Annotated in this window: 20 protein-coding genes; 13 read left to right on the plus strand and 7 right to left on the minus strand. The window is 66.5% G+C overall.

The window, feature by feature from the left end; all coding sequences use genetic code 11:
- Positions 1-59 precede the first annotated feature (59 nt).
- Positions 60-1,940: an ABC transporter ATP-binding protein gene (locus tag GGR73_RS02440; protein WP_184379994.1), complete on the minus strand. Its 1,881-nt coding sequence runs from the start codon at positions 1,938-1,940 to the stop codon at positions 60-62.
- A 251-nt stretch (positions 1,941-2,191) separates the two neighbouring features.
- Between GGR73_RS02440 and GGR73_RS02445 the strand changes: the two genes are divergently transcribed.
- The 3 genes from GGR73_RS02445 (at position 2,192) to GGR73_RS02455 (ending at position 5,433) form a co-directional block, all read left to right on the plus strand.
- Positions 2,192-3,709: a fumarate hydratase gene (locus GGR73_RS02445; protein ID WP_039809645.1), complete on the plus strand. Its 1,518-nt coding sequence runs from the start codon at positions 2,192-2,194 to the stop codon at positions 3,707-3,709.
- A 262-nt stretch (positions 3,710-3,971) separates the two neighbouring features.
- Entirely contained in the window at positions 3,972-4,607 is a 636-nt protein-coding gene (locus GGR73_RS02450; protein WP_024938922.1) for a glutathione S-transferase family protein, read from the plus strand.
- Positions 4,608-4,794: 187 nt separating this feature from the next.
- Positions 4,795-5,433, plus strand: a complete 639-nt coding sequence (locus tag GGR73_RS02455) for a carbonic anhydrase (RefSeq protein ID WP_180969661.1) — start codon at positions 4,795-4,797, stop codon at positions 5,431-5,433.
- Positions 5,434-5,770: 337 nt separating this feature from the next.
- Here the strand turns inward: GGR73_RS02455 and GGR73_RS02460 are convergent, their stop codons facing one another.
- Complete coding sequence (locus GGR73_RS02460; RefSeq protein WP_016902704.1) at positions 5,771-6,904, minus strand: phospholipase A; 1,134 nt, start codon at positions 6,902-6,904, stop codon at positions 5,771-5,773.
- Positions 6,905-7,110: 206 nt separating this feature from the next.
- Positions 7,111-7,596: a DUF456 domain-containing protein gene (locus tag GGR73_RS02465; RefSeq protein ID WP_184455495.1), complete on the minus strand. Its 486-nt coding sequence runs from the start codon at positions 7,594-7,596 to the stop codon at positions 7,111-7,113.
- Between the two features lie 227 nt (positions 7,597-7,823).
- On the opposite strand from GGR73_RS02465, the gene GGR73_RS02470 reads away from it, so the two are divergent.
- Complete coding sequence (locus GGR73_RS02470) at positions 7,824-8,039, plus strand: cold-shock protein (RefSeq protein WP_184455497.1); 216 nt, start codon at positions 7,824-7,826, stop codon at positions 8,037-8,039.
- Between the two features lie 221 nt (positions 8,040-8,260).
- Here the strand turns inward: GGR73_RS02470 and GGR73_RS02475 are convergent, their stop codons facing one another.
- Entirely contained in the window at positions 8,261-8,743 is a 483-nt protein-coding gene (locus GGR73_RS02475) for a glycine zipper 2TM domain-containing protein (RefSeq protein ID WP_016902706.1), read from the minus strand.
- A gap of 167 nt (positions 8,744-8,910) precedes the next feature.
- Complete coding sequence (locus GGR73_RS02480) at positions 8,911-9,339, minus strand: cytochrome c (protein ID WP_166771125.1); 429 nt, start codon at positions 9,337-9,339, stop codon at positions 8,911-8,913.
- 74 nt (positions 9,340-9,413) lie between these two features.
- Between GGR73_RS02480 and GGR73_RS02485 the strand changes: the two genes are divergently transcribed.
- Positions 9,414-10,244, plus strand: coding sequence for a tRNA threonylcarbamoyladenosine dehydratase (locus GGR73_RS02485; RefSeq protein WP_104570554.1), 831 nt, complete (start codon positions 9,414-9,416; stop codon positions 10,242-10,244).
- A gap of 40 nt (positions 10,245-10,284) precedes the next feature.
- On the opposite strand, the gene GGR73_RS02490 is transcribed toward GGR73_RS02485, so the two are convergent.
- Together GGR73_RS02490 and GGR73_RS02495 are read right to left on the minus strand one after the other, a co-directional pair.
- Positions 10,285-11,052 (minus strand): TatD family hydrolase, encoded by a 768-nt coding sequence (locus GGR73_RS02490; protein WP_184455498.1) that lies wholly within the window; start codon positions 11,050-11,052, stop codon positions 10,285-10,287.
- On the minus strand, positions 11,052-11,267 hold the full coding sequence (locus GGR73_RS02495) for a DUF6116 family protein (RefSeq protein ID WP_024938927.1): 216 nt from the start codon (positions 11,265-11,267) through the stop codon (positions 11,052-11,054). Before GGR73_RS02495 ends, GGR73_RS02490 begins: the two co-directional genes overlap by 1 nt.
- Before the next feature lie 145 nt (positions 11,268-11,412).
- On the opposite strand from GGR73_RS02495, the gene GGR73_RS02500 reads away from it, so the two are divergent.
- The 8 genes from GGR73_RS02500 (at position 11,413) to GGR73_RS02535 (ending at position 22,724) form a co-directional block, all read left to right on the plus strand.
- Positions 11,413-12,204 carry a glycine zipper 2TM domain-containing protein gene (locus tag GGR73_RS02500; protein ID WP_006451921.1) on the plus strand — a complete coding sequence of 264 codons (792 nt, stop codon included), beginning with the start codon at positions 11,413-11,415 and terminating at the stop codon, positions 12,202-12,204.
- A gap of 159 nt (positions 12,205-12,363) precedes the next feature.
- Positions 12,364-13,539, plus strand: a complete 1,176-nt coding sequence (locus tag GGR73_RS02505) for an acyl-CoA dehydrogenase family protein (protein ID WP_184455500.1) — start codon at positions 12,364-12,366, stop codon at positions 13,537-13,539.
- 58 nt (positions 13,540-13,597) lie between these two features.
- The gene (locus tag GGR73_RS02510; protein ID WP_184456467.1) at positions 13,598-16,168 is read left to right on the plus strand and encodes a DUF3857 domain-containing protein; all 2,571 of its coding nucleotides are present in this window, start codon (positions 13,598-13,600) and stop codon (positions 16,166-16,168) included.
- 134 nt (positions 16,169-16,302) lie between these two features.
- Complete coding sequence (locus tag GGR73_RS02515) at positions 16,303-16,947, plus strand: glutathione S-transferase family protein (protein WP_184455502.1); 645 nt, start codon at positions 16,303-16,305, stop codon at positions 16,945-16,947.
- A 31-nt stretch (positions 16,948-16,978) separates the two neighbouring features.
- Positions 16,979-18,919, plus strand: coding sequence for an asparagine synthase (glutamine-hydrolyzing) (gene asnB / locus GGR73_RS02520; protein WP_024938930.1), 1,941 nt, complete (start codon positions 16,979-16,981; stop codon positions 18,917-18,919).
- Between the two features lie 76 nt (positions 18,920-18,995).
- Positions 18,996-19,550: an NADPH-dependent FMN reductase gene (locus GGR73_RS02525; RefSeq protein ID WP_054591582.1), complete on the plus strand. Its 555-nt coding sequence runs from the start codon at positions 18,996-18,998 to the stop codon at positions 19,548-19,550.
- Positions 19,551-19,772: 222 nt separating this feature from the next.
- On the plus strand, positions 19,773-21,203 hold the full coding sequence (locus GGR73_RS02530; protein ID WP_047130779.1) for a replicative DNA helicase: 1,431 nt from the start codon (positions 19,773-19,775) through the stop codon (positions 21,201-21,203).
- Positions 21,204-21,305: 102 nt separating this feature from the next.
- Positions 21,306-22,724, plus strand: coding sequence for a cryptochrome/photolyase family protein (locus GGR73_RS02535; protein ID WP_184455504.1), 1,419 nt, complete (start codon positions 21,306-21,308; stop codon positions 22,722-22,724).
- The last annotated feature ends 117 nt before the right edge of the window (positions 22,725-22,841 follow it).

The following is a 22,841-nucleotide window of genomic DNA, read 5'->3' on the forward strand; positions in this document are numbered from 1 at the left end:
CTCGCGGATGAGCCGGCAGCTCTTACCAATCCCCAATCCCGAATGCCCAATCCCCGGCCTCACCGATACCCCGCCGCCTGCAATTCGAACAGCTCCGCATAGCGCCCGCCCTGGGCCATCAGTTCGGCATGGGTGCCGTTGGCCTCGATGCGGCCTGCGGCCAGTACCAGGATGCGGTCGGCCATGCGCACGCTGGAGAAGCGGTGCGAGATCAGCACCGCGGTGCGGTTGTCCGACAGCTCCTTGAAGCGCTGGAACACCTCGAACTCGCTGCGCGCATCCAGGGCGGCGGTGGGTTCGTCCAGGATCATTAGCTGCGCATCGCGCATGTAGGCGCGCGCGATGGCGATCTTCTGCCATTGTCCGCCGGACAGGTCCACGCTGTTCTTGAAACGGCGCCCGACCAGTTGGTCGTAGCCATCGGGCAGGCTATCGATCAGCTCGCCAGCCATCGCACGCTGCGCGGCGGCGCGGATGCGTGGCGCATCGTCCATCGCATCGACCTGGCCGACACCGATGTTCTCGCCCACGCTCAGGTGATAGCGCACGAAGTCCTGAAAGATCACGCCCAGGTTGGCGCGCACATCGTCCAGGTCGTAGTCGCGCAGGTCGCGGCCATCGAGCAGGATACGGCCCTCGTCCGGGTCGTACAGCCGCGCCAGCAGCTTGACCAGTGTGGTCTTGCCGGCGCCGTTTTCGCCGACCAGCGCCAGCACTTCGCCGGCACGCAGTTCGAAATCCAGATGCCGCACCGTCCACTGTTCGGCATCCGGGTAGCGGAAGCCCACGTCCTCGAACACGAAGCCCTGGCGGATCGGTCGCGGCACCGGCAGCGCGTTCGGGCGCGAGCGGATCTCCGGCACGATGTTGAAGAACGAATACAGATCGTCCAGATACAAGGCCTGGCCGGCGACCTGCGAGAACCCGATCAGCAGGCCTTCGAGCAACTGGCGCAGGCGCAGGAAACTGCCGGCCAGGAAAGTTAGATCGCCGATGCTGAAATCGCCGCGCACGGTGCGCCAGGCGATGTAGCCATAGGCCATGTAGTAGCCCAGGGTGCCCAGCGCAGCCAGCAATGCGCCCCACAGCGCACGCTTGCGCGCCAGCGCGCGATTGGCCTGGAAGAACTTGTCGGCCAGACGGCGATAGCGTGCGATCAGGAAGCGGTGCAGGTTGAGGATCTTGACTTCTTTGGCGGTCTCGACGCTCGCGCCGACCTGGCGCAGGTAGTCGAGCTGGCGCCGCTCCGGTGTCCACTGGAAGTTGAGCGAATAGCCCAGCGCATTGAAATGCGCCTCGCCGATGAAGGCCGGGATCAGCGCGATCGCCAGCAGCAGGATCAACCACGGCGCGTACACCACCAGGCCCACCGCCAGGCTGACCACGGTGATGGCGTCCTGCACCTGGCCGAACAGCTGGCTCATCAGGTTCATGCGGTTCATGGTCTGGCGCCGCGCGCGATCCAGCTTGTCCTGCCGGTCGGGGTCTTCGAAGTCCTCCAGATCCAGCTGCGCGGCATGCTCCATCAGGCGCACGCTGGCGGCGTTGTTGAACAGCTCCGACAACAAGGCATCGGCGTAGCCGACCAGCCGGCCCAGCAGGTCCGAGCCGACCGCCAGGGCCAGTTCCAGCGCCAGCAATTCCAGCAGCCGGTTCAGCCGGCCGCTGCCCAGCGCCTGCGTCAGCGAGTCGAAGGCCGGCGGTTGACCGACCAGGTGGATCGCCTCGTCGATGATCAGTTTGCCGATATACAACGAGGCCACCGGCATCAACGCGCGCAGCACGCGCAAGCCGATGCTGCTGGCGCTCAGCCAGCGGCTGGTCTGCCAGATCTGGCGCAGGAAGGGCGGCAGGTTGCGCAGCGCATCCAGGCGCTCGCGCAGGGTGGGGCCGGTACGGGGAGCGGCAGGCGCAGGGGCGCCGGAACGGGAGGCTGACATCGGCTTAGTGTGCAGCGCCACGCGTCGGCGCGGGGTGTTGGAGGTGCGCCGCGCCTACGGCGGAATGGGTGCGCTGCCGACTGCACGCGTGCAAGGCAGTGCGGTCGATGGCCTGCAGCGTGCCCATACTGCGGGGCAGCTACGCGCGCGATCGCAGGCCCGATCAATCGCCTCGATTGACGCGACGCCCGGACACGCCGGGAGTTTCGACTAAAATGGCCGGATTGCCCCCGCCAGCCGTAGAGCCAGCCGTGACCTCGATCAAGCAGGAAGACCTCATCCAGTCCGTCGCCGACGCGTTGCAGTACATCAGCTACTACCACCCGGTCGACTACATCAGGAACCTGTCCGCTGCCTACGAGCGCGAAGAGTCGCCGGCGGCCAAGGACGCCATCGCGCAGATCCTGATCAACTCGCGCATGTGCGCGGAAGGCCATCGCCCGATCTGCCAGGACACCGGCATCGTCACCGTGTTCCTGGAGATCGGCATGCAGGTGCGCTGGGACGACGCCACGATGGGCGTGGAAGACATGGTCAACGAAGGCGTGCGCCGCGCCTACAACCACCCCGACAACAAGCTGCGCGCCAGCGTGCTGGCCGACCCGGCCGGCAAGCGCACCAACACCCGCGACAACACCCCGGCCGTGGTCAACACCAAGATCGTGCCCGGCCACCATGTCGAAGTGATCGTCGCGGCCAAGGGCGGCGGTTCGGAGGCCAAGAGCAAGTTCGCCATGCTCAACCCGTCCGACTCCATCGTCGACTGGGTGCTCAAGACCGTGCCGACCATGGGCGCCGGCTGGTGCCCGCCGGGCATGCTCGGCATCGGCATCGGCGGCACTGCCGAAAAGGCCATGCTGCTGGCCAAGGAAGCGCTGATGGAGCCGATCGACATCGTCGACCTGCAGGCGCGCGGCGCCTCCAATCGCGCCGAAGAGCTGCGGCTGGAACTCTACGAAAAGGTCAACGCGCTCGGCATTGGCGCGCAGGGCCTGGGCGGCCTGACCACGGTGCTGGACATCAAGGTCAAGGATTACCCGACCCACGCCGCCAACCTGCCGGTGGCGCTGATTCCCAACTGCGCGGCCACCCGCCATGCGCACTTCACCCTGGATGGCAGCGGCCCGGTGATGCTGGACCCGCCGTCGCTGGAAGACTGGCCCAAGCTCACCTACAACCCGACCAATGCGCGCCGGGTCAACCTGGACACCATCACCAAGGAAGAGGTCGCCAGTTTCAAGCCGGGCGAGGTGGTGCTGCTCAACGGCAAGCTGCTGACCGGCCGCGACGCAGCGCACAAGCGCATGATCGACATGCTCAACAAGGGCGAAACCTTGCCGGTCGACTTCACCAACCGCTTCATCTACTACGTCGGCCCGGTCGACCCGGTGCGCGATGAAGTGGTCGGCCCGGCCGGCCCGACTACCGCCACGCGAATGGACAAGTTCACCCGCCAGATGCTGGAGCAGACCGGCCTGCTGGGCATGGTCGGCAAGTCCGAGCGCGGCGATGCGGCGATCGAGGCGATCCGCGACAACAAGGCCGTGTATCTGATGGCGGTCGGCGGCTCGGCGTACCTGGTGTCCAAGGCGATCAAGGCCGCACGCGTGCTGGCATTCGAAGACCTGGGCATGGAAGCGATCTACGAATTCGAGGTCAAGGACATGCCGGTCACCGTGGCGGTGGATTCCACCGGCGAATCGGTGCACAAGACCGGCCCGCGGCAATGGCAGTCGCGCATCGGCAAGATTCCGGTGGTGGTGGAATAAGGGCACCAGCCAGCGCGCCCGCAGTGGCGGGCTGTTGCATCGCGCAGTGCAACCAGAGTGCCAGGCAATGCCGCGCCGACCGGGCCGGCGAGCGCAGGTGCAGCGCCGCGGTGGCGCCGCGCTGAAACCGCTGCGACGATGTACGGAATCCGTCGCAGCGGGCCAACTGCCCCCGCCCGGATCTTCGATGGCATCCACCAGGGCGAGGACAATCGCTGTGAACCACGCAAGCTCGCCTGCACCAACCGACTCAGGAATCCGTATGAGCGCCACGCTGTACCACACCCCCAGCACCGCAGCCCTGGTCGTGCATTGGCTGCTGATCGAACTCGACGTACCGCACGTACTGCATCCGCTGGATTTCGAACGTGCCGAACAGAAATCGCCGCAGTATCTGGCGCTCAATCCGGCCGGCGTGGTGCCGACGCTGGTGCTCGACGGACACGTGCTGACCGAGGCGGCCGCGATCGTGCTGCATCTGGCCGACCTGCATCCGCAGGCAGGGCTGGCACCGCCGCTCGGCACTCCCGAGCGTGCGGCGTACTACCAGTGGATGTTCTTCTGCGCCAACACCTTGCAGCCGGCGTACCGGGCCTGGTTCTATCCGGACGAGCCGGCCGGTGCCGCGCACGCCGAAGCCGCGCAATCCCAGGCGCGCGCCAGACTGGAGGCGGCCTGGGCCCGGGTCGATACGCACCTGCAGGCCAACGGCCCGTATCTGCTCGGGCAGACCCTGTCGGCGGCCGATTTCATGCTAACCATGATGATGCGTTGGTCGCGCAACATGCCCCGTCCCAGCGATAGCTGGCCGGCCTTGCAGGCGCATGCGCAGCGAATGAAAGCCCGCCCGGCATTTCAGGAAACCTATCGCCGCGAGGGGCTGACGGACTGGACCTGAACCCGGGGGGGACGGGCTGCGAAATCGTGTCGACATAAGCTCCAGCCACGCCGTGGTGCGGCGCCTGCCGCGGTGTACGATCGCGCCACAACCAGAGAGCAGGGGCTCGTCCATGTCGCATTCCGCATCCCGTCGAAAACTGCTGCAATGTGCCTGTTGTGCGCCGATCGCGGCCGCCGCCGCGTCACTGCCGTTCGCCGCAGGCGCGGCGCCGTCGAAGAAGACCGATCTCAATGCCGAGCAGGCATTGCAGGTGCTGCGTGACGGCAACGCCGCCTTCGTGGAAAACCGCCCCAAGAAGGTCATTTCCGACAGCAAGCGCCGTCTGGAACTGGCGCTGGGGCAGACCCCGTTTGTGATTCTGGTGTCGTGCTCGGATTCGCGCGTGCCGCCGGAGCTGCTGTTCGGGCGCGGCCTGGGCGAGATGTTCATCGTCCGCAATGCCGGCAATACCGTCGACACCACGGCATTGGGCTCGATCGAATACGCGGTCAGCCAGCTTGGCGTGCCGCTGGTGGTGGTGATGGGCCACGAGAGCTGTGGCGCGGTCGCTGCGGCGGTGTCGGTGGTGGAAAAGAACGCATTCTTCCCGGGCGCGATCGGCGCGATGATCGAGCCGATCGTCCCGGCCGTGCTGACCGCCAAGAGTAAGGGCGGCGACGACCTGCTGGCGGCCTCGGTCAAGGCCAACGTCAAGCGCACCGTCGACCGCCTGCGCGGCGCGTCCGAGCCGGCGCTGCTCGAACCGCTGCGCGCGGGCAATGTTCGCGTCGTCGGTGCGTACTACACCTTGAAGGACGGCAAGGTCGATTTCTTCGACGTCTGATCGCTGCCAAAACCGTTTCATGAAGACAGCGCAGGATGATCTCCTGCGCTGTTTTTTTTATATGTGCGGAGGGTGCGGAGCAGCCTATATATATGCGGGGCAGCGTGATCGTCAGCGCTGCAGAACCTGAAGCGGCTATCAAACTGCTGCGCTCATCGCCAGGCAGGCGTGGGCCGCGTCCTGAATCGGCATGCGCTGCAATTCCTGCGCGCCGAGCTGACGACTGCCTGCCACGTCTACCGCTCCAGGCCTGCAATCCGGACGCAAAAAAGCCGGCATGCGCGCATGCCGGCTTTTCAATGGTCTCGACGTTGCTCAGCGCAGCGGTGCGATGTGCTTAGAACCACTCCAGCAACGACACGCCCAGGCCGATGTAGGTGGCCTTGTGGTTGTAGTCGATCAGGCTTTCGCCGTAGCCGTCGAACACCTGCACGTGACCACGCAGCAGGTTGGTGATCGGGAAGCCGTAATCCAGCTGCACCGAGCCATGCGAGCGGTCGCCGCCGCGCAGCGAATGCCGCGCAATCAACGCCACTTCATGCCCGTCCTTGTTGTAGACCAGGGTGGCGTCGCCACGGCCCATGTAATCCTCGATATCGGGATTATTGTCGTCGGCGCGGTCTTCCTTGATGCGGAACCACGGGCGCAGCGTCAGTGCCCAGTTCTCGCGATCCAGCCCGATGTTGAGGATGACCCGGTTCCAGGAGCGCGACAGCGGATCTTCGCGGCCGTTGGACATGTGGTTGATGCTGATGCCGCTCATGCGGCCCTTCCAGCCGAACAGGCTGTAGTTGTTGCGGAACACCAGCATCGCTTCCGGCTCGTAATTGGTTTCGCGGAACGGGCGCGAGGCATCGGTGTTGTAGGCCTGCCAGCGCGAGCTCTGGGTGTAGCCCATCCAGATGTCGCCATTGTCGCCGAACAGATCCTCGACCACCTTGGTCTTGAAGCTGAGCTGGAACTTCAGTTCGGTGCTGTCCAGTTGCTGCGGGGTGGACACCGAGTTGGCCGGGTTCGGCGACTGCGGGGTGCGGTTGGAGTCGCTGGTCCAGAATGCCGGCAGCAGGTAGACCGGCTTGTAGCCGCGCAACTGGAAGGTGCCCAGCTTGGAGTCCTTGGCCAGCTCCCAGCGGCGGTCCAGCAACGAACCGCGGCCAGCGTTGGCGACCGCCTCGGCCTTGGGCTGATCCTGGCCGTCGGCACGGAAGAAGTCGCCAACGCGGCTGATGGCGCGTTCGTCCTGCGGCTTGGACTCTTTTTGCTTGGCGATCTGCGCAGCGGCATCGGCTTCGGCGGTCAGCTGCGGGGTATAGCCCAGCGCCTGGTCATAGCAGGCCAGGCGTGCCGCGTCCGAGGTGACGGAGGTGCAGGCCTGCGGCGAAGCGGGGGTGGGGGCGATTTCCTGTGCGTGCGCCAGTGGCGCCGCCGCCAGGGCAATCAGCATCAAGGGACGGGTGCGGTGCTTGGACATGGGCAGTCTGGCCGAATAAAGGCGCCAGGCAGGCGCGTCAGATGCGAAGCTTAACGGTCGCGCCTGCATACGCGGTGTGTACACGGTGGCATAACATCCGGGCGACGCCTGCAATCGGCAGCTGTCTGCGACCGCGTGGGTGCCTGCGTCGTCAGTGTCCGGGAGACAAGTCGACCCAATCACCGTCTGTGAACGCTGGAAATCCGCTAGAAAAACCAGGCGATGGCGAACACGCCCAGCATGCACAGGCCCAGTGCCAGCTTGGTCGCGGTGCCGAACACGATGCCCAGCCAGGTGCCGAAGCCGACCTTGGTGGCCTGGTCGGATTTGCGGGTCTGCCAATACTCGCCGAGCCACGCGCCGGCGAACGGCCCGACGAACAAGCCGACCGGCATGAAGAAGATGCCGACGACCGAGCCGATCACCGAGCCCCACAGTGCCGCCTTGCTGGCGCCGACCCGCTGGGCGCCATACACGGTGGCAAGGAAGTCGATCGCAAACGACAACGCCGTCATCAGGCCCAGAATCACCAGCGCCACCCAACCGACGTGGGCAAAGCCATCGGCCCAGGCCGCCACCAGCAGTCCCGCGAACACCAGTGGCAGGCCTGGCAGCGCCGGCAGGACGACCCCGGCAAGGCCGATCAGGACCAGCACGCCAGCCAGGATGTAGTAGACGACGGTGATGTCCATGATGTTTAAAAATGTCCTGTTTCAGGCTTGACAAAATTGCGCAAGAGGTGCTTGAAAATTCGTTTGGTGCGGGTTAAGTTGCCAGCGCTGCTGTTTGCAACGGTCACCGTGAATCGTGGCCTGATGCGGTAGATCGTTCGATCCGCTACATCCTTGTACCTCGCTTCCTCCTTGCAATCACAGCCACCACCGTCAGTCCATCACAGTGTCGTAGGGAGTCAGTCGAGATGTCCAATATCGAACGCGAGAATGGTGTCGTGAAGTGGTTCAACGGCGCCAAGGGTTTTGGCTTCATCAGTCGCGAAAACGGCGAGGACGTCTTCGTCCACTTCCGTGCGATCCAGATCCAGGGCTTCAAGAGTCTCAAGGAAGGCCAGAAGGTCAGCTTCACCGTGGTGCAGGGACAGAAGGGCCTGCAGGCCGATGCGGTGCAGGTGGTCTGAGCGCGGCGCAACACCGCGGCCATCGTGCAGACAGCAGAAAGGCCCGTCGCCGGGCCTTTCTGTCATTCGCCAACACTGGTGAATCGAACGTAGCGAGCAGTCGTCAGGCGGGCACGAAGAAATCGAAGTACACGTGGATGCATGTCGATTCCGGGTGCCGACTGCGCGGTCCTAGCGGTGAGCGCAGTGGTTTTACTGGCCGCTACTGGTAAGCGCGCCGATCAGCGCAGCACGACCTTGCCGTTGACCACGCGCACGTAGGCGTTTTCGCGCACGCCAGCCAGGTCGCGCTGGTTCACCACGATCACGCGGCCGTCGTCCATGCGCACCTGCACATCGAAGCTGTCGCTGGTGACGTTGTTCTGGATCGCATTGCCCGCCAGCGCGCCGGCGGCGGCACCGGCCACGGCCGAGACGTTCTTGTTGCCCTTGCTGCCACCGGTCTCCTTGGAGATCTGGCGACCGGCCACCGCGCCGACGATGCCGCCGAGCACCGCACCGGTGCCGGTGGGAGCGCTGCGGGTCGGGCCGACTTCATCGATACGGGTCACGATGCCGCAATCCACGCAGCGTGCCTGCGGCTGCGAGTAGCCCTGGTCGTAGCCGCGGTCGCCGCGGTAGCTGCCGTACTGGGGCTGGGAGGTGGCGCAGCCAACCAGCGTCGCGGTTGCAGCCAGGCCAATGACGAGCAGTCGGGTCTTCATGAGGTCTCTCCGGGGTGGTTCGAAAAAGCGGTCAGGGCCGCGGCGACGTCATCCTGGGTTGGTCAGGGTGAACGGCCTGCCAACTGGATCACTCCAGGCTTAACGAAACCCGAGCGTCCTGTTCACTACCCCCGCCGTGAGCATCGATGCGGCGGTGCGATGGCGGGTCAGCGGAAGTCGCGATGACAGGCCTCGCAGGCGTCATTGATCTGTGGCCTGAGTGCGGCAAGCGCGGCGCAATCCGCTGGCGGCGTGCGCTGTGCCTGGTCCAGGACCGTGCGCAGGGCGCTGGCATGCTCGCCGAAGCGGCGGTCCTCGCCGATGTCCGGAAAGGCCGGCTCCAGTTCGCCGGCAAGCAGGCGCAACGATTGCAGTCGCGCTCGCTGGCGTGTGGAGTTGCAGCCACCATCGGTATCGGCTTGCAGGGCGCGCATTTGGTAAGCCATCACCTGCATCAAGCTGTCCGGCACCGGGTTGCGTCTGGCCTGCAGCACGCGCGCCACCATCACCGTGCACACCAGCCCGATCAGGATGCCCAGCACCAGCAGGAAGGCATAGCGGGACGCGCGCGATTGTTCGGTGGGCGGGGCGGGCATGGACGGAACTCCGGTGGACGCGGGCTTCAATAGGTCGATGGGCGCGCGCTGAGCGGCGCGCGTAAAATAGGCTGATGAAAGCACAATGGCGTGAACGCTTTGCCGGTATCGACCGGCTGTACGGAGTCGGCACGGTGGAGCGGCTGGCCGCCTGCCGCGTGGCGGTGGTGGGGATGGGCGGCGTGGGTTCGTGGGTGGTCGAGGCGCTGGCGCGTACCGGCGTTGGCCATATCCGCCTGATCGATGCCGACGACCTGTGCGTGTCCAACACCAACCGGCAGCTGCCGGCGCTGGCCGGGCAGTACGGACGCAACAAGGCGCGCGCGATGGCCGAACGCTGCGTGGCGATCAACCCGGAAATCGACGCCGATGCGGTGGAGTCGTTCCTCACCGCCGGCAATATCGAACAGCTGCTCGGCGATGCGTTCGACCTGGTGATCGATGCCTGCGACAGCTTCCGGGTGAAGGTGGAAACCATCGCCTGGTGCCGTCGACGCAAGCTGCCGCTTCTCACCGTGGGCGCCGCTGGCGGGCGCACCGATCCCACCCTGGTGCGGGTACGCGATGTCTCGCGCACCGAACACGACGCGATGCTGGCGCTGATCCGCAAGAAGCTGCGCAGCGAGTTCAATTTCCCCAAGAATCCGCAGCGCTATTTCGGCGTGCCGGCGGTGTACTCGCTGGAGAACGTCAAATACCCGCAGGCCGATGGCAGCGTCTGCGGCATTCGCCCGCAACTGGATGCCGACGCCACGCTCAAGCTGGATTGCGGGGCCGGGCTGGGCGCAGCCACGCATATCACCGGCACCTTTGCGTTTGTCGCGGTGGGCAAGGCGCTGGAGATGTTGCTCAAGCCGAAGGTGGCTGCGGCCAGGCCTGTTGCCGAGGCCGCCTCGGCGGGGTGAGTGCGCGTGTTGCCGCGTCATGCGGCAACGGGCAGTGTAATCAGCCCGGCAACCCGAACAACCGCCGCGCGTTGGCGCTGGTCTGCGCGGCGATGTGCTCGGCCGCCTCGCCGCGTAGCTGTGCGATGCAGTCCAGCACCGTGCGCAGGTAGGCCGGCTCGTTGCGTTGGCCGCGGATGCTGGCGTCGGGCTGATCCGGCGCATCGGTTTCCAGCAGTAGCCAGTCCAGCGGCATCGTTGCGGCCAGGCCGCGCAGGCGATTGGCACGCGGGTAGGTCACCGGGCCGCCCAAGCCGATCATGAAATCCAGCTTCCACAATTGCTGCGCCTGTTCGGGGCTGCCGGCAAAGCTGTGCACCACACCACGCAGGCCGCCCACGGCCTTGATGCGGGCGATGACCTCTTCGGTGGCGCGCCGCGCATGCACGATCAGCGGCAGCTCGAAGCGCTTGGCCAGCTGCAGTTGCCCGTCGAAATAATCGCGCTGCATCTGCGCGTCCAGCCCGTCCAGATAGAAGTCCAGCCCGCACTCGCCGATAGCGCAGGGCCGCTCGCGCTCGATCCACTCGGCCAGCAGCTCCAGATGCTCGGGGCGGTGCTGATCGAGAAAGATCGGGTGCAGCCCGTAGGCGGGGTGCAACCCGGGGGCCTGGGTGCAGACGGAGCGCAGCGCCGGCCAGCTGGCGGCGGTGATCGCCGGGATCACCTGCTGTACGACACCGGCTGCCCGCGCGCGCGCGATCACCGCGGCGCGGTCGTGGTCGAACTCGCCGGCATCCAGATGGCAGTGGCTATCGACCAGCTGCATCAATCGCGGCGCACCGGCGCGGGCAGCGGTGCCTTGCGGGTCTTCCAGTTGGCGAGTAACAGCGTGGTCAGGCCGAACAGCAGCTCGTCCAGGAACGGGATCGGGTCCGGGAGCACCAGGTCGACCAGAAACAGCGCCGCCGCCAGCTTGAACAAGGTGGGGTAGCGCAGGGTGCTGGCCCACTCCAGGGCGCGCGAGGTGACGGGATTGCGCATGCGGATGCTCCGGCTGTTAGAAGTGCATGAAATAACCGCTAGCTGAACTTAACTGCGGCGTTCATGAGCGAGGGCGTTTTTGTTCAGGGTTCGCGTGCTGGAATCACGCCGTCAACAACGCGGCGTGTCCGCACGGAGCTGGATCATGAAGAGCAATACGACAACTATACTGGTCGCTGCTGGTGCGTTGCTGGTTGGAGGCGTGGCCACGGCCGCCTTCATGAACAATCGCCCGTCGTCCGGCGATTTCGTTGCCAACGGCGAGCCGGCACCGCGTGGTCTGGAATATGCCGACGTGGTCAAGGTCGCCCCGATCACCGAGCGCGAGCCGCAGTACGCGCAGGTCGTCAACAGCGCTGCCATCCGCGAAACCACCACCAGCTCCTCGCCGCGCGAAGTCTGCCGCGACGTGGTGGTGCAGGAACGTCTGCCCGAGCGCGATGGCAATGTTGGCGGCACCGTCGCCGGTGCGGTGATCGGCGGTCTGCTCGGCAACCAGGTCGGCGGCGGCAACGGCCGCAAGCTGGCCACGGTGGCCGGTGCGGTCGGTGGCGGCATGGTCGGTAATCGCGTGGACCGCAATCATGTCGGCGGCCGCGTGGTGGATCGCACCGAGCGCCAGTGCCATACCGAAAATGCCAATTCGCAGTCCTCGCGCGTGGTCGGCTACGACGTGACCTACCGCAATGCCGACGGCACCACCGGCACCATGCGCATGGACAGCAAGCCGGGCGAGCGCATCTCGCTGGGCGATGCCGACAACGTGGTGGCCTACGACGTGACCTACCGCTACGACGGTTTCGAGAAGACCGTGCGCATGAACGACAAGCCGGCCAGCGATCGCCTGCCAGTGGTCGACGGTCAGCTGGTGACCCAGACCGCTTCGACCGCCGGTGACAGGGGCGTTCGTGTGGATGCGGGCAGCACGCGTCAATAAACCGCTGGCAGCGATCCGCCCAGGATCGCTGGTTGGCAAGAGAGGAGCCGGCATTGCCGGCTCTTTTCGTTTTCAGGCGCTGGTGACGACGTCCGTGCGCTGAACAGGTCGCCGCCATGTTCGGCCGGCAACTGGCTGATAATCGCCACTTCTCCTGGAGTGGAAGCCGACATGCCGGTGCGCCCCGATGATCTGTTCGATGTACGTGCGCTGCTGACCGACGAAGAGCGGGCAGTGCAGGATGCGGTGGCGCGCTTCACCGATACGCGGGTGCTGCCGGCGATCGGCGATGCCTTCGATGCAGGGCGCTTTCCGCGCGAATGGGTACCGGAACTGGCGGAGCTCGGCCTGCTGGGCGCCAGCCTGCCGGTCCGCGATGGCGGCGCGGGCCTGGGCGCGGTGGCGTACGGATTGATCTGCCAGGAACTGGAGCGCGGCGACAGCGGCCTGCGCAGCTTCGTCAGCGTGCAGTCCTCGCTGTGCATGTACCCGATCCATGCCTACGGCAGCGACGAGCAGCGCCAGCGCTGGTTGCCGGAGATGGCAGCCGGCCGCCTGATCGGCTGTTTCGGGCTGAGCGAAGCGCAGGGCGGCTCGGATCCGGCCGCGATGACCACGCGCGCGGTGCGGCAGGGCGACGGCTGGCGCTTGAACGGGGCCAAGATGTGGATCACCAACGGCAGCATTGCCGGCCTGGCGATCATCTGGGCGCATACCGATGACGGCGTGTGCGGCTTTCTGGTGGAGAGCGGCAGCGCCGGCTTCAGTGCACAGGACATCGCGCACAAGATGAGCCTGCGCGCATCGGTGACCTCGGGCTTGTTCCTGGACAACGTCTACGTGCCAGAGCAGATGCGCCTGCCGAACGCGGCCGGTCTGAAGGCGCCGCTGGGGTGCCTCAATCAGGCGCGCTACGGCATCGCCTGGGGCGCGATCGGCGCGGCGGTGGCCTGTCTGCGCGAGGCATTGGCCTACAGCGGGCAGCGCATCCTGTTCGGCCGGCCGCTGGCGGCCACGCAGAGCGCGCAGATCAAGCTGGCCGACATGGCGCGGCGGATTTCCACCGCGCAGCTGCTGGCGCTGCAGCTCGGGCGGCTGAAGCAGGCCGGCCAGCTGCGGCCGGAACAGATCTCGCTGGCAAAGTGGAATAATTGCCGCATGGCCCTGGATGTGGCGCGCGAGTGCCGCGATCTGCTGGGCGCGGCCGGCATCACCACCGAACATGTGGCGATCAGGCATGCGCTGAACCTGGAATCGGTGATCACCTACGAGGGGACCGAGACCGTGCATCAGTTGGTGGTCGGGCGTGCGCTGACGGGACTCAATGCGTTTTGACGAGGAGTGGGTGTTGATCGACAGGGATGGGAGGCGACGCCTGCGTGGCGTGTTCTGGATGAGTTGCGTGCTGGCCGTGGTTGCGAGCGTGATCGCACCGGCACGGGCCAGCGAGGCGCCGCGCATGGCGCCGCCACCGGACTGGGTCATCGCCGATGCGGTGCCCGACAAGGTGCCCGGTGCCAGCGGGCTGCGCTATGAGCTGGTATCCGACCAGGTCGATCTGACCGGCGCGGCGCCGCAGGCGTATCGCCGCCTCAGTTACACCGTGCAGCGTGCGAAAAGTCTGGACGAGGCCGGGCAGATCTCCATCGATTACCAGCCGCAGTACCAGCAGCTGGCGCTCAACAGCCTGGAGGTCTGGCGCGACGGCAAGCGCATCGACATGCGCAAACAGGCGCACTACGCCCGGTTGCGCCGCGAAAGCGGACTGGAAGACGGTCTGATCGATGGCGCGCTGACGCTGTCGATCACCTTGCCGGACCTGCGCGTGGGCGACCGGGTCGATTACGGCGTGACCATCACCGGCAGCAATCCGGTGTTCGGCAAGGGCTATTACGACGTGTTCGATGCGCGCTACGGCGTAGCGCTGGGCGAGCGCCGGGTGCGGGTGCGGCATCCGGCCGGCATGGGATTGCAGTGGCGGGTGACTGCGCCAGGCTTCAGCCGCAACGTCAGCCGCACCGGCGATGTGGCGACACTGGACATCGCCGCACGCGACCTGCCCGCCGTGCAGGAGGAAAAGGACACCCCGGAGGATGTCGATCCGTATGGCCGGATCGAAGTCTCCACTGCCGGCAACTGGGCGGCAGTGGCGGCATGGGCAGCGCAGTTGTATCCGCACGCGTTCAAGGACGCGCGCGTTGCCGACGGGATGGTGCAGAACCTGCAGCTGCGCCGCGACGACCCGCAGGGTGCACTGCTGCGTGCAGTGGCCTTCGTGCAGGGCGAGATCCGCTACGTCGGCCTGGACATGGGCGAGAACTCCCACGCGCCGCATACACCGGAAGTGACGCTGCGCAATCGCTACGGCGACTGCAAGGACAAGGCGACGCTGTTGATCGCGCTGCTGCAGCTGGCCGGCATCCGCGCCGAGCCGGTGCTGGTCAGCAGCGACAAGGGCCACGGGCTGGATCTGCGCTTGCCCAGTCCCTACGCGTTCGACCACGTGGTGGTGCGCGCGCACCTGCCGCAGGGCGAGGTATGGGTGGATGCCACGCGCGACCGCGAAGAGGGCCCGCTGGCGCAACGCCGGCCGTTGCCGTTCGTGCGTGGCCTGCCGGTCGTGGCCGGGCAGCGCGATCTGGTGGCGGTGCCATCGCCGATGCCGACGCTGCCGCAGGTCGAGGTGGACGAGGAGGTCGTGATCTCGCTGCGCAAGCCGCAGCGCGTGGCGACCTTCACCGTGGACACCACGTATCGCCAGGGACGCGGCGAGCGCGTGGCGACCAGCTTCGACGACAACGGTGCGCAGGCGGTCGGCGAGCACTACCTGGAATTCATGCAGCAGTACTACACCGCGCTGACCCAGGTCGGCGTGCCGACCATCGACGCGGCCGATGTGTTGAACGTGCGTACGCACGAGGCCTACCGCCTGGAGTGGCCGACCGACGAGGGCGACGAGCTGGGCTTTCCGCTGTTCCAGCTCGGCGAATGGATGGACGCCCTGCCCACGGCGGCGCGCAAGAGCCCGCTGGCGCTGGGCGGCCCGCGGCTGGCGCGGCAGACGGTGCGGGTGCGGGTCGACCCGGCGGTGCGGGTGGAAGCCGATACGCAGGTGGTCGCCAACCCGTGGTTCCGGTTCTCGCGCACGGTCTCCACGCACGAAGGACGCATCGTCATCGTCGGCGAGTGGCAGCGGCTGTCCGACCGCATTCCCGCCGGCGGCGTGAAGCGCGCAGCTGCCGACATGGAGCGTGCCCGCGACCTGCTGTACTTCAATCACGACCTCAAGCCGCAGCCGCGCAGACAGCCGCTGGAGATGCACGTCTTCGTCTATCCGCTGGCCGCGCTGCTGGCGCTGATCGTGCTGGTGCTGGCATGCCTGGCCTGGTGGCGCGGCGGTGGCTTGGGCGGGATGCTGTTCGATCCGCACGCCGTTGCGCAGCGCCTGCACACGCAGGCCGGCGCGCGCCGGAGCGCGTGGTGCGTGTTCGGCCTGATCGTGGTGCTCTCGAGCTGGATGTGGGTGTCTCCGCAGCCGTTGTGGGTGCACGCCATCGCCGTGGCGATCATGCTGGCCATCGCGCTGGTGGGCTGCGTGCTGTTGCAGTGGATGCTGCGCTGGATGGGCGGCACTGCGGAGTTTGCGGTGTTGCTGCCGGCGCTGCTGGGCAGTGCCTTGCCATGGCTGGTCTGCCTGCTGGCGGCACTGGCCGCGGTTGGCGGCGATATCGTCCTGTTCGGAACCGGTGTGCATGATCCGGCCGGGCTGGCGCAGGTGACCATGGCGGTGCTGATGTTGCTGCTGGGCGGGCTGTGGTGGTCGATCGCTGCGGTCCAGGCGGTTGCCGGTGCGACCGGCTGCGCACGCTCGCGGGCCTTCGGTGCGCTGGCATTGACGTTGTCGGTGCTGGGCATGCTGGTCGCCGTGCTGGGTGTGCCGGTGGCGCTGGTGGTGATGCGCTGAGCCGCGCTGAGCCGCGCTGCCGGCAGCGCACGCAACCGCGGCCACGCCTTGCAGCAGAATCGGTGCAGGGCTTTGCAAAGGCCCCCGGGGCTGTGACACTGCCAGCCCCTCGTTGCTGCCGCGGAGCCAGCTTGATGTCGACCGTGCGTCCCCCGTTGACCGTCCATGGCATGTCCAGTTCCGGCAACTGCTACAAAGTGCGCCTGCTGCTGGAGCAACTGGGCAGCCGCTATCACTGGGTCGAGGTCGACAGCGTCGCCGGCGAAACCCGCACGCCCGCGTATCTGGCCAAGAATCCCAACGGCAAGGTGCCGATGGTGGAGCGCGACGACGGCCGCGTGCTGACCGAATCCAACGCGATCCTGTTCTGGCTGGCCGAAGGCACTCCGTATCTGCCCACCGACGCGTGGCAGCGCGCGCAGGCCTTGAGCTGGATGTTCTTCGAGCAATACAGCCATGAGCCGTACATCGCGGTGGCGCGGTTCATCAGCCTGTGGACGCCGCGCGATGCCGCGCGCCGCGCCGAACTGCCGCAGCTGCGCGCCCGCGGCGAGCAGGCGCTGGCCGTGATGGAGCAGCATCTGCAGCAGCACCGCTGGTTTACCGGCAGCGACTACGGCATCGCCGATATCGCGCTGTTTGCCTACACCCATTGCGCCGAGGACGGCGGCTTCGATCTGGAGCGCTGGCCGGCGATTGGTGCCTGGCTGCAGCGCGTGCAGGCAGTACCCGGTTTTATCGCAATGCCGGCGCCTGCGCCCGGCGCGGTGACGGCATGAGCGGCATGCGCTGCCGGCAGGAGCACTGACGATGTGCGGATTGGCTGGACTGCTGCTGGCCTCGCCACGCATGCATGGCGAACAACTCGATGCGCTGGTGCGGCCGATGGGCGCGGCCTTGCGTCATCGCGGCCCCGACGATGCCGGCACCTGGTGCGATGCGCAGGCCGGCGTGGCGCTGGCGCATCAACGCTTGAGCATCCTGGATCTGTCTCCGCTGGGCCATCAGCCGATGCGCTCGGCCGATGGCCGTTATGTGCTGGCCTACAACGGCGAGATCTACAACTTCGCGCAACTGCGCGCGGCGCTGTCCGCACTCGGGCACCGCTTCCGTGGTCATTCCGATACCGAAGTGCTGTTGGCGGCGGTGGTGGAGTGGGGGCTGGACGACACCCTGACCCGCTGCAACGGCATGTTCGCGCTGGCGTTGTGGGACGAGCGCGACAACTGCCTGTATCTGGCCCGCGACCGCGTCGGCAAGAAGCCGCTGTACTACGGCTGGGCCGGCGACACCCTGGTGTTCGGCTCCGAACTCAAGGCGCTGTGGCAGCATCCGGACTTCGATAACGGGGTCGATCGCAATGCGCTGACCTTGCTGCTGCGGCTGGGCTACATCCCGGCGCCGGCCTGCATCCACGAGCGCACCTTCAAGTTGATGCCCGGGCGGGTGCTGCGGCTGGATGCGCAGATGGTGGCGGCCGGCGCGGCGGCGCATCGGCCGGACCAGGCGCAGCAGCCGTTCTGGAACGCGCGCGAGGCGATGCAGCGCGCGCTGGCGGCGCCGTTCACCGGCAGCGATGCACAGGCCGAGGAACAGCTCGACGCAGTGCTGCGCGATGCGGTGGCGCTGCGCATGGTGGCCGACGTGCCGGTGGGCGTGTTCCTGTCCGGCGGCACCGATTCGTCGATCGTCACCGCGATGATGCAGGCGCAGAGCACCCAGCCGGTGCATACCTTCAGCATCGGCTTCGAAGGTTCGCATCACGACGAAGCGCCGCTGGCGCGCGAAGTGGCCACGCATCTGCACACCGACCACACCGAGCTGTATGTCAGCGGCGCCGACGCGCTGGCGGTGGTGCCGACCCTGCCGGACATGTTCGACGAGCCCTTCGCCGATGCCTCGCAGGTGCCGACCGCGCTGGTCGCACGGCTGGCGCGCGGCGGGGTGACGGTGGCGCTGTCCGGCGATGGCGGCGACGAGTTGTTCTTCGGCTACGGCCGTTACCAGCGTGCGCTGCGCAACTGGCGCATGCATGGGCTGGTGCCGGGGCCGCTGCGGCGGTTGATGGCGCTGGCGGCACGCCGCAACGGCGAGTCTTCGCGCACCGGCGGCCTGGCCGCGTTGGTGGCCGAGGCCGGCGCACGCGGCATCGGCGACATCTATCGCAACCGCATCTCGCGCTGGCGCGATCCGGCCGCGGTGGTGCTGGGCGCGACCGAGCCCGACAGTTTCTACAGCCTGGCCGACCCACTGCACGGTTCCGGCACGCCGGCCGACGCGATGATGCTGGCCGACTTCGCCGCCTATCTGCCCGACGATCTGTTGTGCAAGGTGGACCGCACCACCATGGCAGTGGGGCTGGAAGCGCGCGCACCGTTGCTGGACTGGCGGGTGGCCGAGTTCGCCTGGTCGCTGCCGCTGTCGCTGAAGTACCGCGACGGGGTCAGCAAGTACCTGCTCAAGCGCGTGCTGTGCCGCTATCTGCCCGACCCGATGGTCTACCGCGGCAAGCGCGGGTTCGGCGCGCCGGTCAGTGCCTGGCTGCGTGGCGACCTGCACGGCTGGGCCGACGATCTGCTGGCGCACGCCACGCTCGAGCGCGACGGCGTGTTCGCCGCCGACACCGTGGCCGGGCTGTGGCGGGACTTCAACGGCGGCGAGCGCAAATGGCATACGCACCTGTGGACGGTGCTGATGTTCCAGGCCTGGCAGGTGCATTGGCGCGCCCAACGCGCCGCGATCGGCCGCTGAGGCAGGCGCGCTTCACCGGGTCTGAGCGCCAGGCTCACTAGAGTCGGGCGCTGATTCCCCCAATGGAGCGTTCCCCATGAGCAAGATCACCATCGCCGTGCTGGTCGGCAGCCTGCGTGCCGCGTCCTACAACCGCCAACTGGCGCATGCGCTGGAGCATCTGGCCGGCGACAAGGCCGTGTTCGAGTATGTGGAGATCGGCGACATCCCGCTGTACAACCAGGACCATGATGGCGATTACCCGGCTGAGGGCACGCGGCTGAAGCAACAGATCCGGTCGGCTGACGCGGTGCTGTTCGTCACCCCGGAGTACAACCGCTCGATTCCCGGCGTGCTCAAGAACGCCCTCGATACCGGCTCGCGCCCCTACGGCGACAGCGCGTTTGCGGGCAAGCCGGCCGCCGTGGTCGGCATCTCGGTCGGGGCGATCGGCACCGCCACAGCGCAGCAGCACCTGCGTAATGTGCTGTCGTATCTGGACATGCGGGTGCTTGGCCAGCCGGAAGTCTTCCTGCAGTACAAGGACGGCCTGTTCGGCGCCGACGACCAGGTCGCCAACGCCGACAGCCGCAAGTTCCTGCAGGGCTTCGTCGACGCCTTCCTGGGCCTGGTCGAACAGTCCAAGCGTTGAGTTGACCACAGCGGCGTTGGGCCTGGAGACAGCCGCCAACCGGCACCGGTGACGCGGTGCAAACCCCGGCGCAGCAAGCGTCTCGGCGGTTGCGACAGCCGCCGCGTAGAACGGTGATGCACCGGCTGTCCACCAGTTATCCACAGAGTTGTGCATGGTCGTCGGCGCCGCCGATGACTATGCTTCCTGCCCTCGTCTCCCTCGCGTCAGGTCTGTTTGTCCATGTCCGCTCGTCCTGGTTTCCGTTCCAAGCGCAATCGCGATCGCGACGACGACGATTACGATCGTCCCGAGCCGCGACTTGACCAGTTGCGGGTACCGCCGCATTCGGTCGAGGCCGAGCAGGCCGTGCTCGGCGGGTTGATGCTGGCGCCGGATGCGTTCGACCGGGTCAATGACCAGCTGACCGAAAACGACTTTTACCGCCGCGATCACCGGCTGATCTACCGTGCGATTCGCGAACTGAACGAGAAGGACCGCCCCTTCGATGCGGTGACCCTGGGCGAGTGGTTCGAATCGCAGGGCAAGCTGGAGCAGGTCGGCGATGGCGCGTACCTGATCGAGCTGGCCAGCACCACGCCTTCGGCAGCCAATATCGCCGCATACGCGGAGATCGTACGTGACAAGGCGGTGTTGCGGCAGCTGATCGAAGTGGGCACCACCATCGTCAACGACGGCTTCCAACCGGAGGGGCGCGACAGCGTGGAGTTGCTGTCGTCGGCGGAAAAGGCGGTGTTCAAGATCGCCGAGGCCGGCGCGCGCGGGCGCACCGACTTCGTGGCGATGCCGGGCGCGCTGAAGGACGCCTTTGAGGAATTGCGCAGCCGTTTCGAAAACGGCGGCAACATCACCGGCCTGCCGACCGGCTACAACGATTTCGACGCGATGACCTCCGGCCTGCAGCCGACCGACCTGATCATCCTGGCCGCGCGTCCGGCGATGGGCAAGACCACGTTCGCGCTGAATATCGCCGAATATGCCGCGATCAAATCCAAGAAGGGCGTGGCGGTATTCTCGATGGAAATGTCGGCATCGCAGCTGGCGATGCGCCTGATCTCGTCCAATGGCCGCATCAATGCGCAACGCTTGCGCACCGGCGCACTGGAAGACGAGGACTGGGCGCGCGTGACCGGCGCGATCAAGATGCTGAAGGAAACCAAGATCTTCATCGACGACACGCCGGGCGTGTCGCCGGAAGTGCTGCGCTCCAAGTGCCGCCGACTCAAGCGCGAGCACGACCTGGGCCTGATCGTCATCGACTACCTGCAGCTGATGTCGGTACCGGGTAACAGCGAAAACCGCGCGACCGAAATTTCGGAAATCTCGCGTTCGCTCAAGGGCCTTGCCAAGGAGCTCAACGTGCCGGTGATTGCGTTGTCGCAGCTCAACCGCTCGCTGGAAACACGTACCGACAAGCGCCCGGTGATGGCCGACTTGCGCGAATCCGGCGCGATCGAGCAGGACGCGGACATGATCGTGTTCATCTATCGCGACGACTACTACAACAAGGAAAATTCGCCGGACAAGGGCCTGGCCGAGATCATCATCGGCAAGCACCGCGGTGGACCGACCGGGTCGTGCAAGCTCAAGTTCTTCGGCGAATACACCCGGTTCGACAATCTGGCCCACGATTCGGTGGGCAGTTTCGAATAAATCTCCTGCGTGATGCCGGGCGACAATCCGTCGCTGCGGCATCGCGCCATCCTTGCATCTGCTGGCTTATGCTGCGCGCCTCATCGCCTCTGCCGAGCTTGTATGTCCTACGCCATCGTCTGGTTCCGTCGCGATCTGCGCCTGCAGGACAACCCGGCCTTGCAGGCTGCGCTGGATGCAGGGCACCAGCCGATTCCGCTGTATATCGATGCGCCGCACGAAGAGGGCGAGTGGACGCCGGGCGCCGCCTCGCGGAGCTGGCGGCATCGCTCGCTTGCGGCGCTGGATGCGGCCCTGCGCGCGCTCGGCAGCGGTCTGGTGATGCGCGCCGGTGACAGTGCGCAGGTGCTGGATGAGGTGATCGCGCAGACCAAGGCGGTGGCGGTGTACTGGAACCGCAAGTACGAGCCGGCCACGCAGCCGCGCGATGCGCAGATCAAGCGCAGCCTGCGCGAGCGCGGGATCGAAGTGCAGAGCTGCAACTCCGCACTGATGGTCGAACCATGGCAGTTGACGACGCAGCAGGGCGGCCCCTACAAGGTGTTCACCCCGTTCTGGCGCAATGCGCTTACGCAGCTGCAATTGCCGGCTGCCGTGCCGGCACCGCGCAGCCTGCCGCCGTTGCCTGCGCACTTGAAGAGCGCTGCGCTGGACACGCTGGGGCTGCTGCCGGCGCTGGACTGGGACCGAGGCTTCTGGGAACACTGGCAGCCCGGCGAGGCCGGCGCGTACGAGATGCTGGAAATCTTCATCGACGGCGCGCTGTCCGGGTATCGCGAAAACCGCGACCGGCCCGACCGGGTCGGCACCTCGCAGTTGTCGCCGCATCTGCATTTCGGCGAGATTGCGCCGTGGCGGATCGCCAGCACGCTGGAAGCCAATCGCAATGCACGCAACGGTGCCGAGATCGACGGCTATATCCGCCAACTGGGCTGGCGCGATTTTGCGTATCACCTGCTGCACCATTTTCCCGACACCACAAACCAGAATCTCAACCCGCGTTTCGAAGGCTTTGACTGGGCCAAGGTAGACCCGGTCGCATTGCAGGCCTGGCAGCGGGGCCGCACTGGCATTCCGATCGTCGATGCCGGCATGCGCCAGCTCTGGCACACCGGCTGGATGCACAACCGCGTGCGCATGATCGTGGCGAGCCTGTTGTGCAAGCATCTGCGCGTGCACTGGATCGAAGGCGCGCGCTGGTTCTGGGACACGCTGGTGGATGCGGACCTGGCCAACAACACCCTGGGTTGGCAATGGGTGGCCGGTACCGGCGCCGATGCAGCGCCGTATTTCCGTGTGTTCAATCCGGTCACGCAGGCGGAAAAGTTCGATCCGCAGGCCGCCTACATCACGCGCTGGGTACCTGAGCTCGGCAAGCTTGCGGTGAAGGAGCGCTTCGCACCGTGGCTGCATCCGTTGTCGCTGGCGCGTCTGGCACCGAAGTATCCGCGCACGCCGATCATCGGCCTGGCCGAAGGCCGCGATGCGGCGCTGGCGGCGTATGCAAAAACGCGCGGCTAAGCGCGAGCGACATCCTGATTGCGTGGTCAGCTGATGCTCGCTTCTGCGTGTTCTCTTGTGCAAGGCTGCGGCGTTGCATGCGTGTGCTGCGACGCTTGTTTCGTACATCAGCGAATA

The sequence above is a fragment of the Xanthomonas sp. F14 genome, assembly GCF_014199865.1.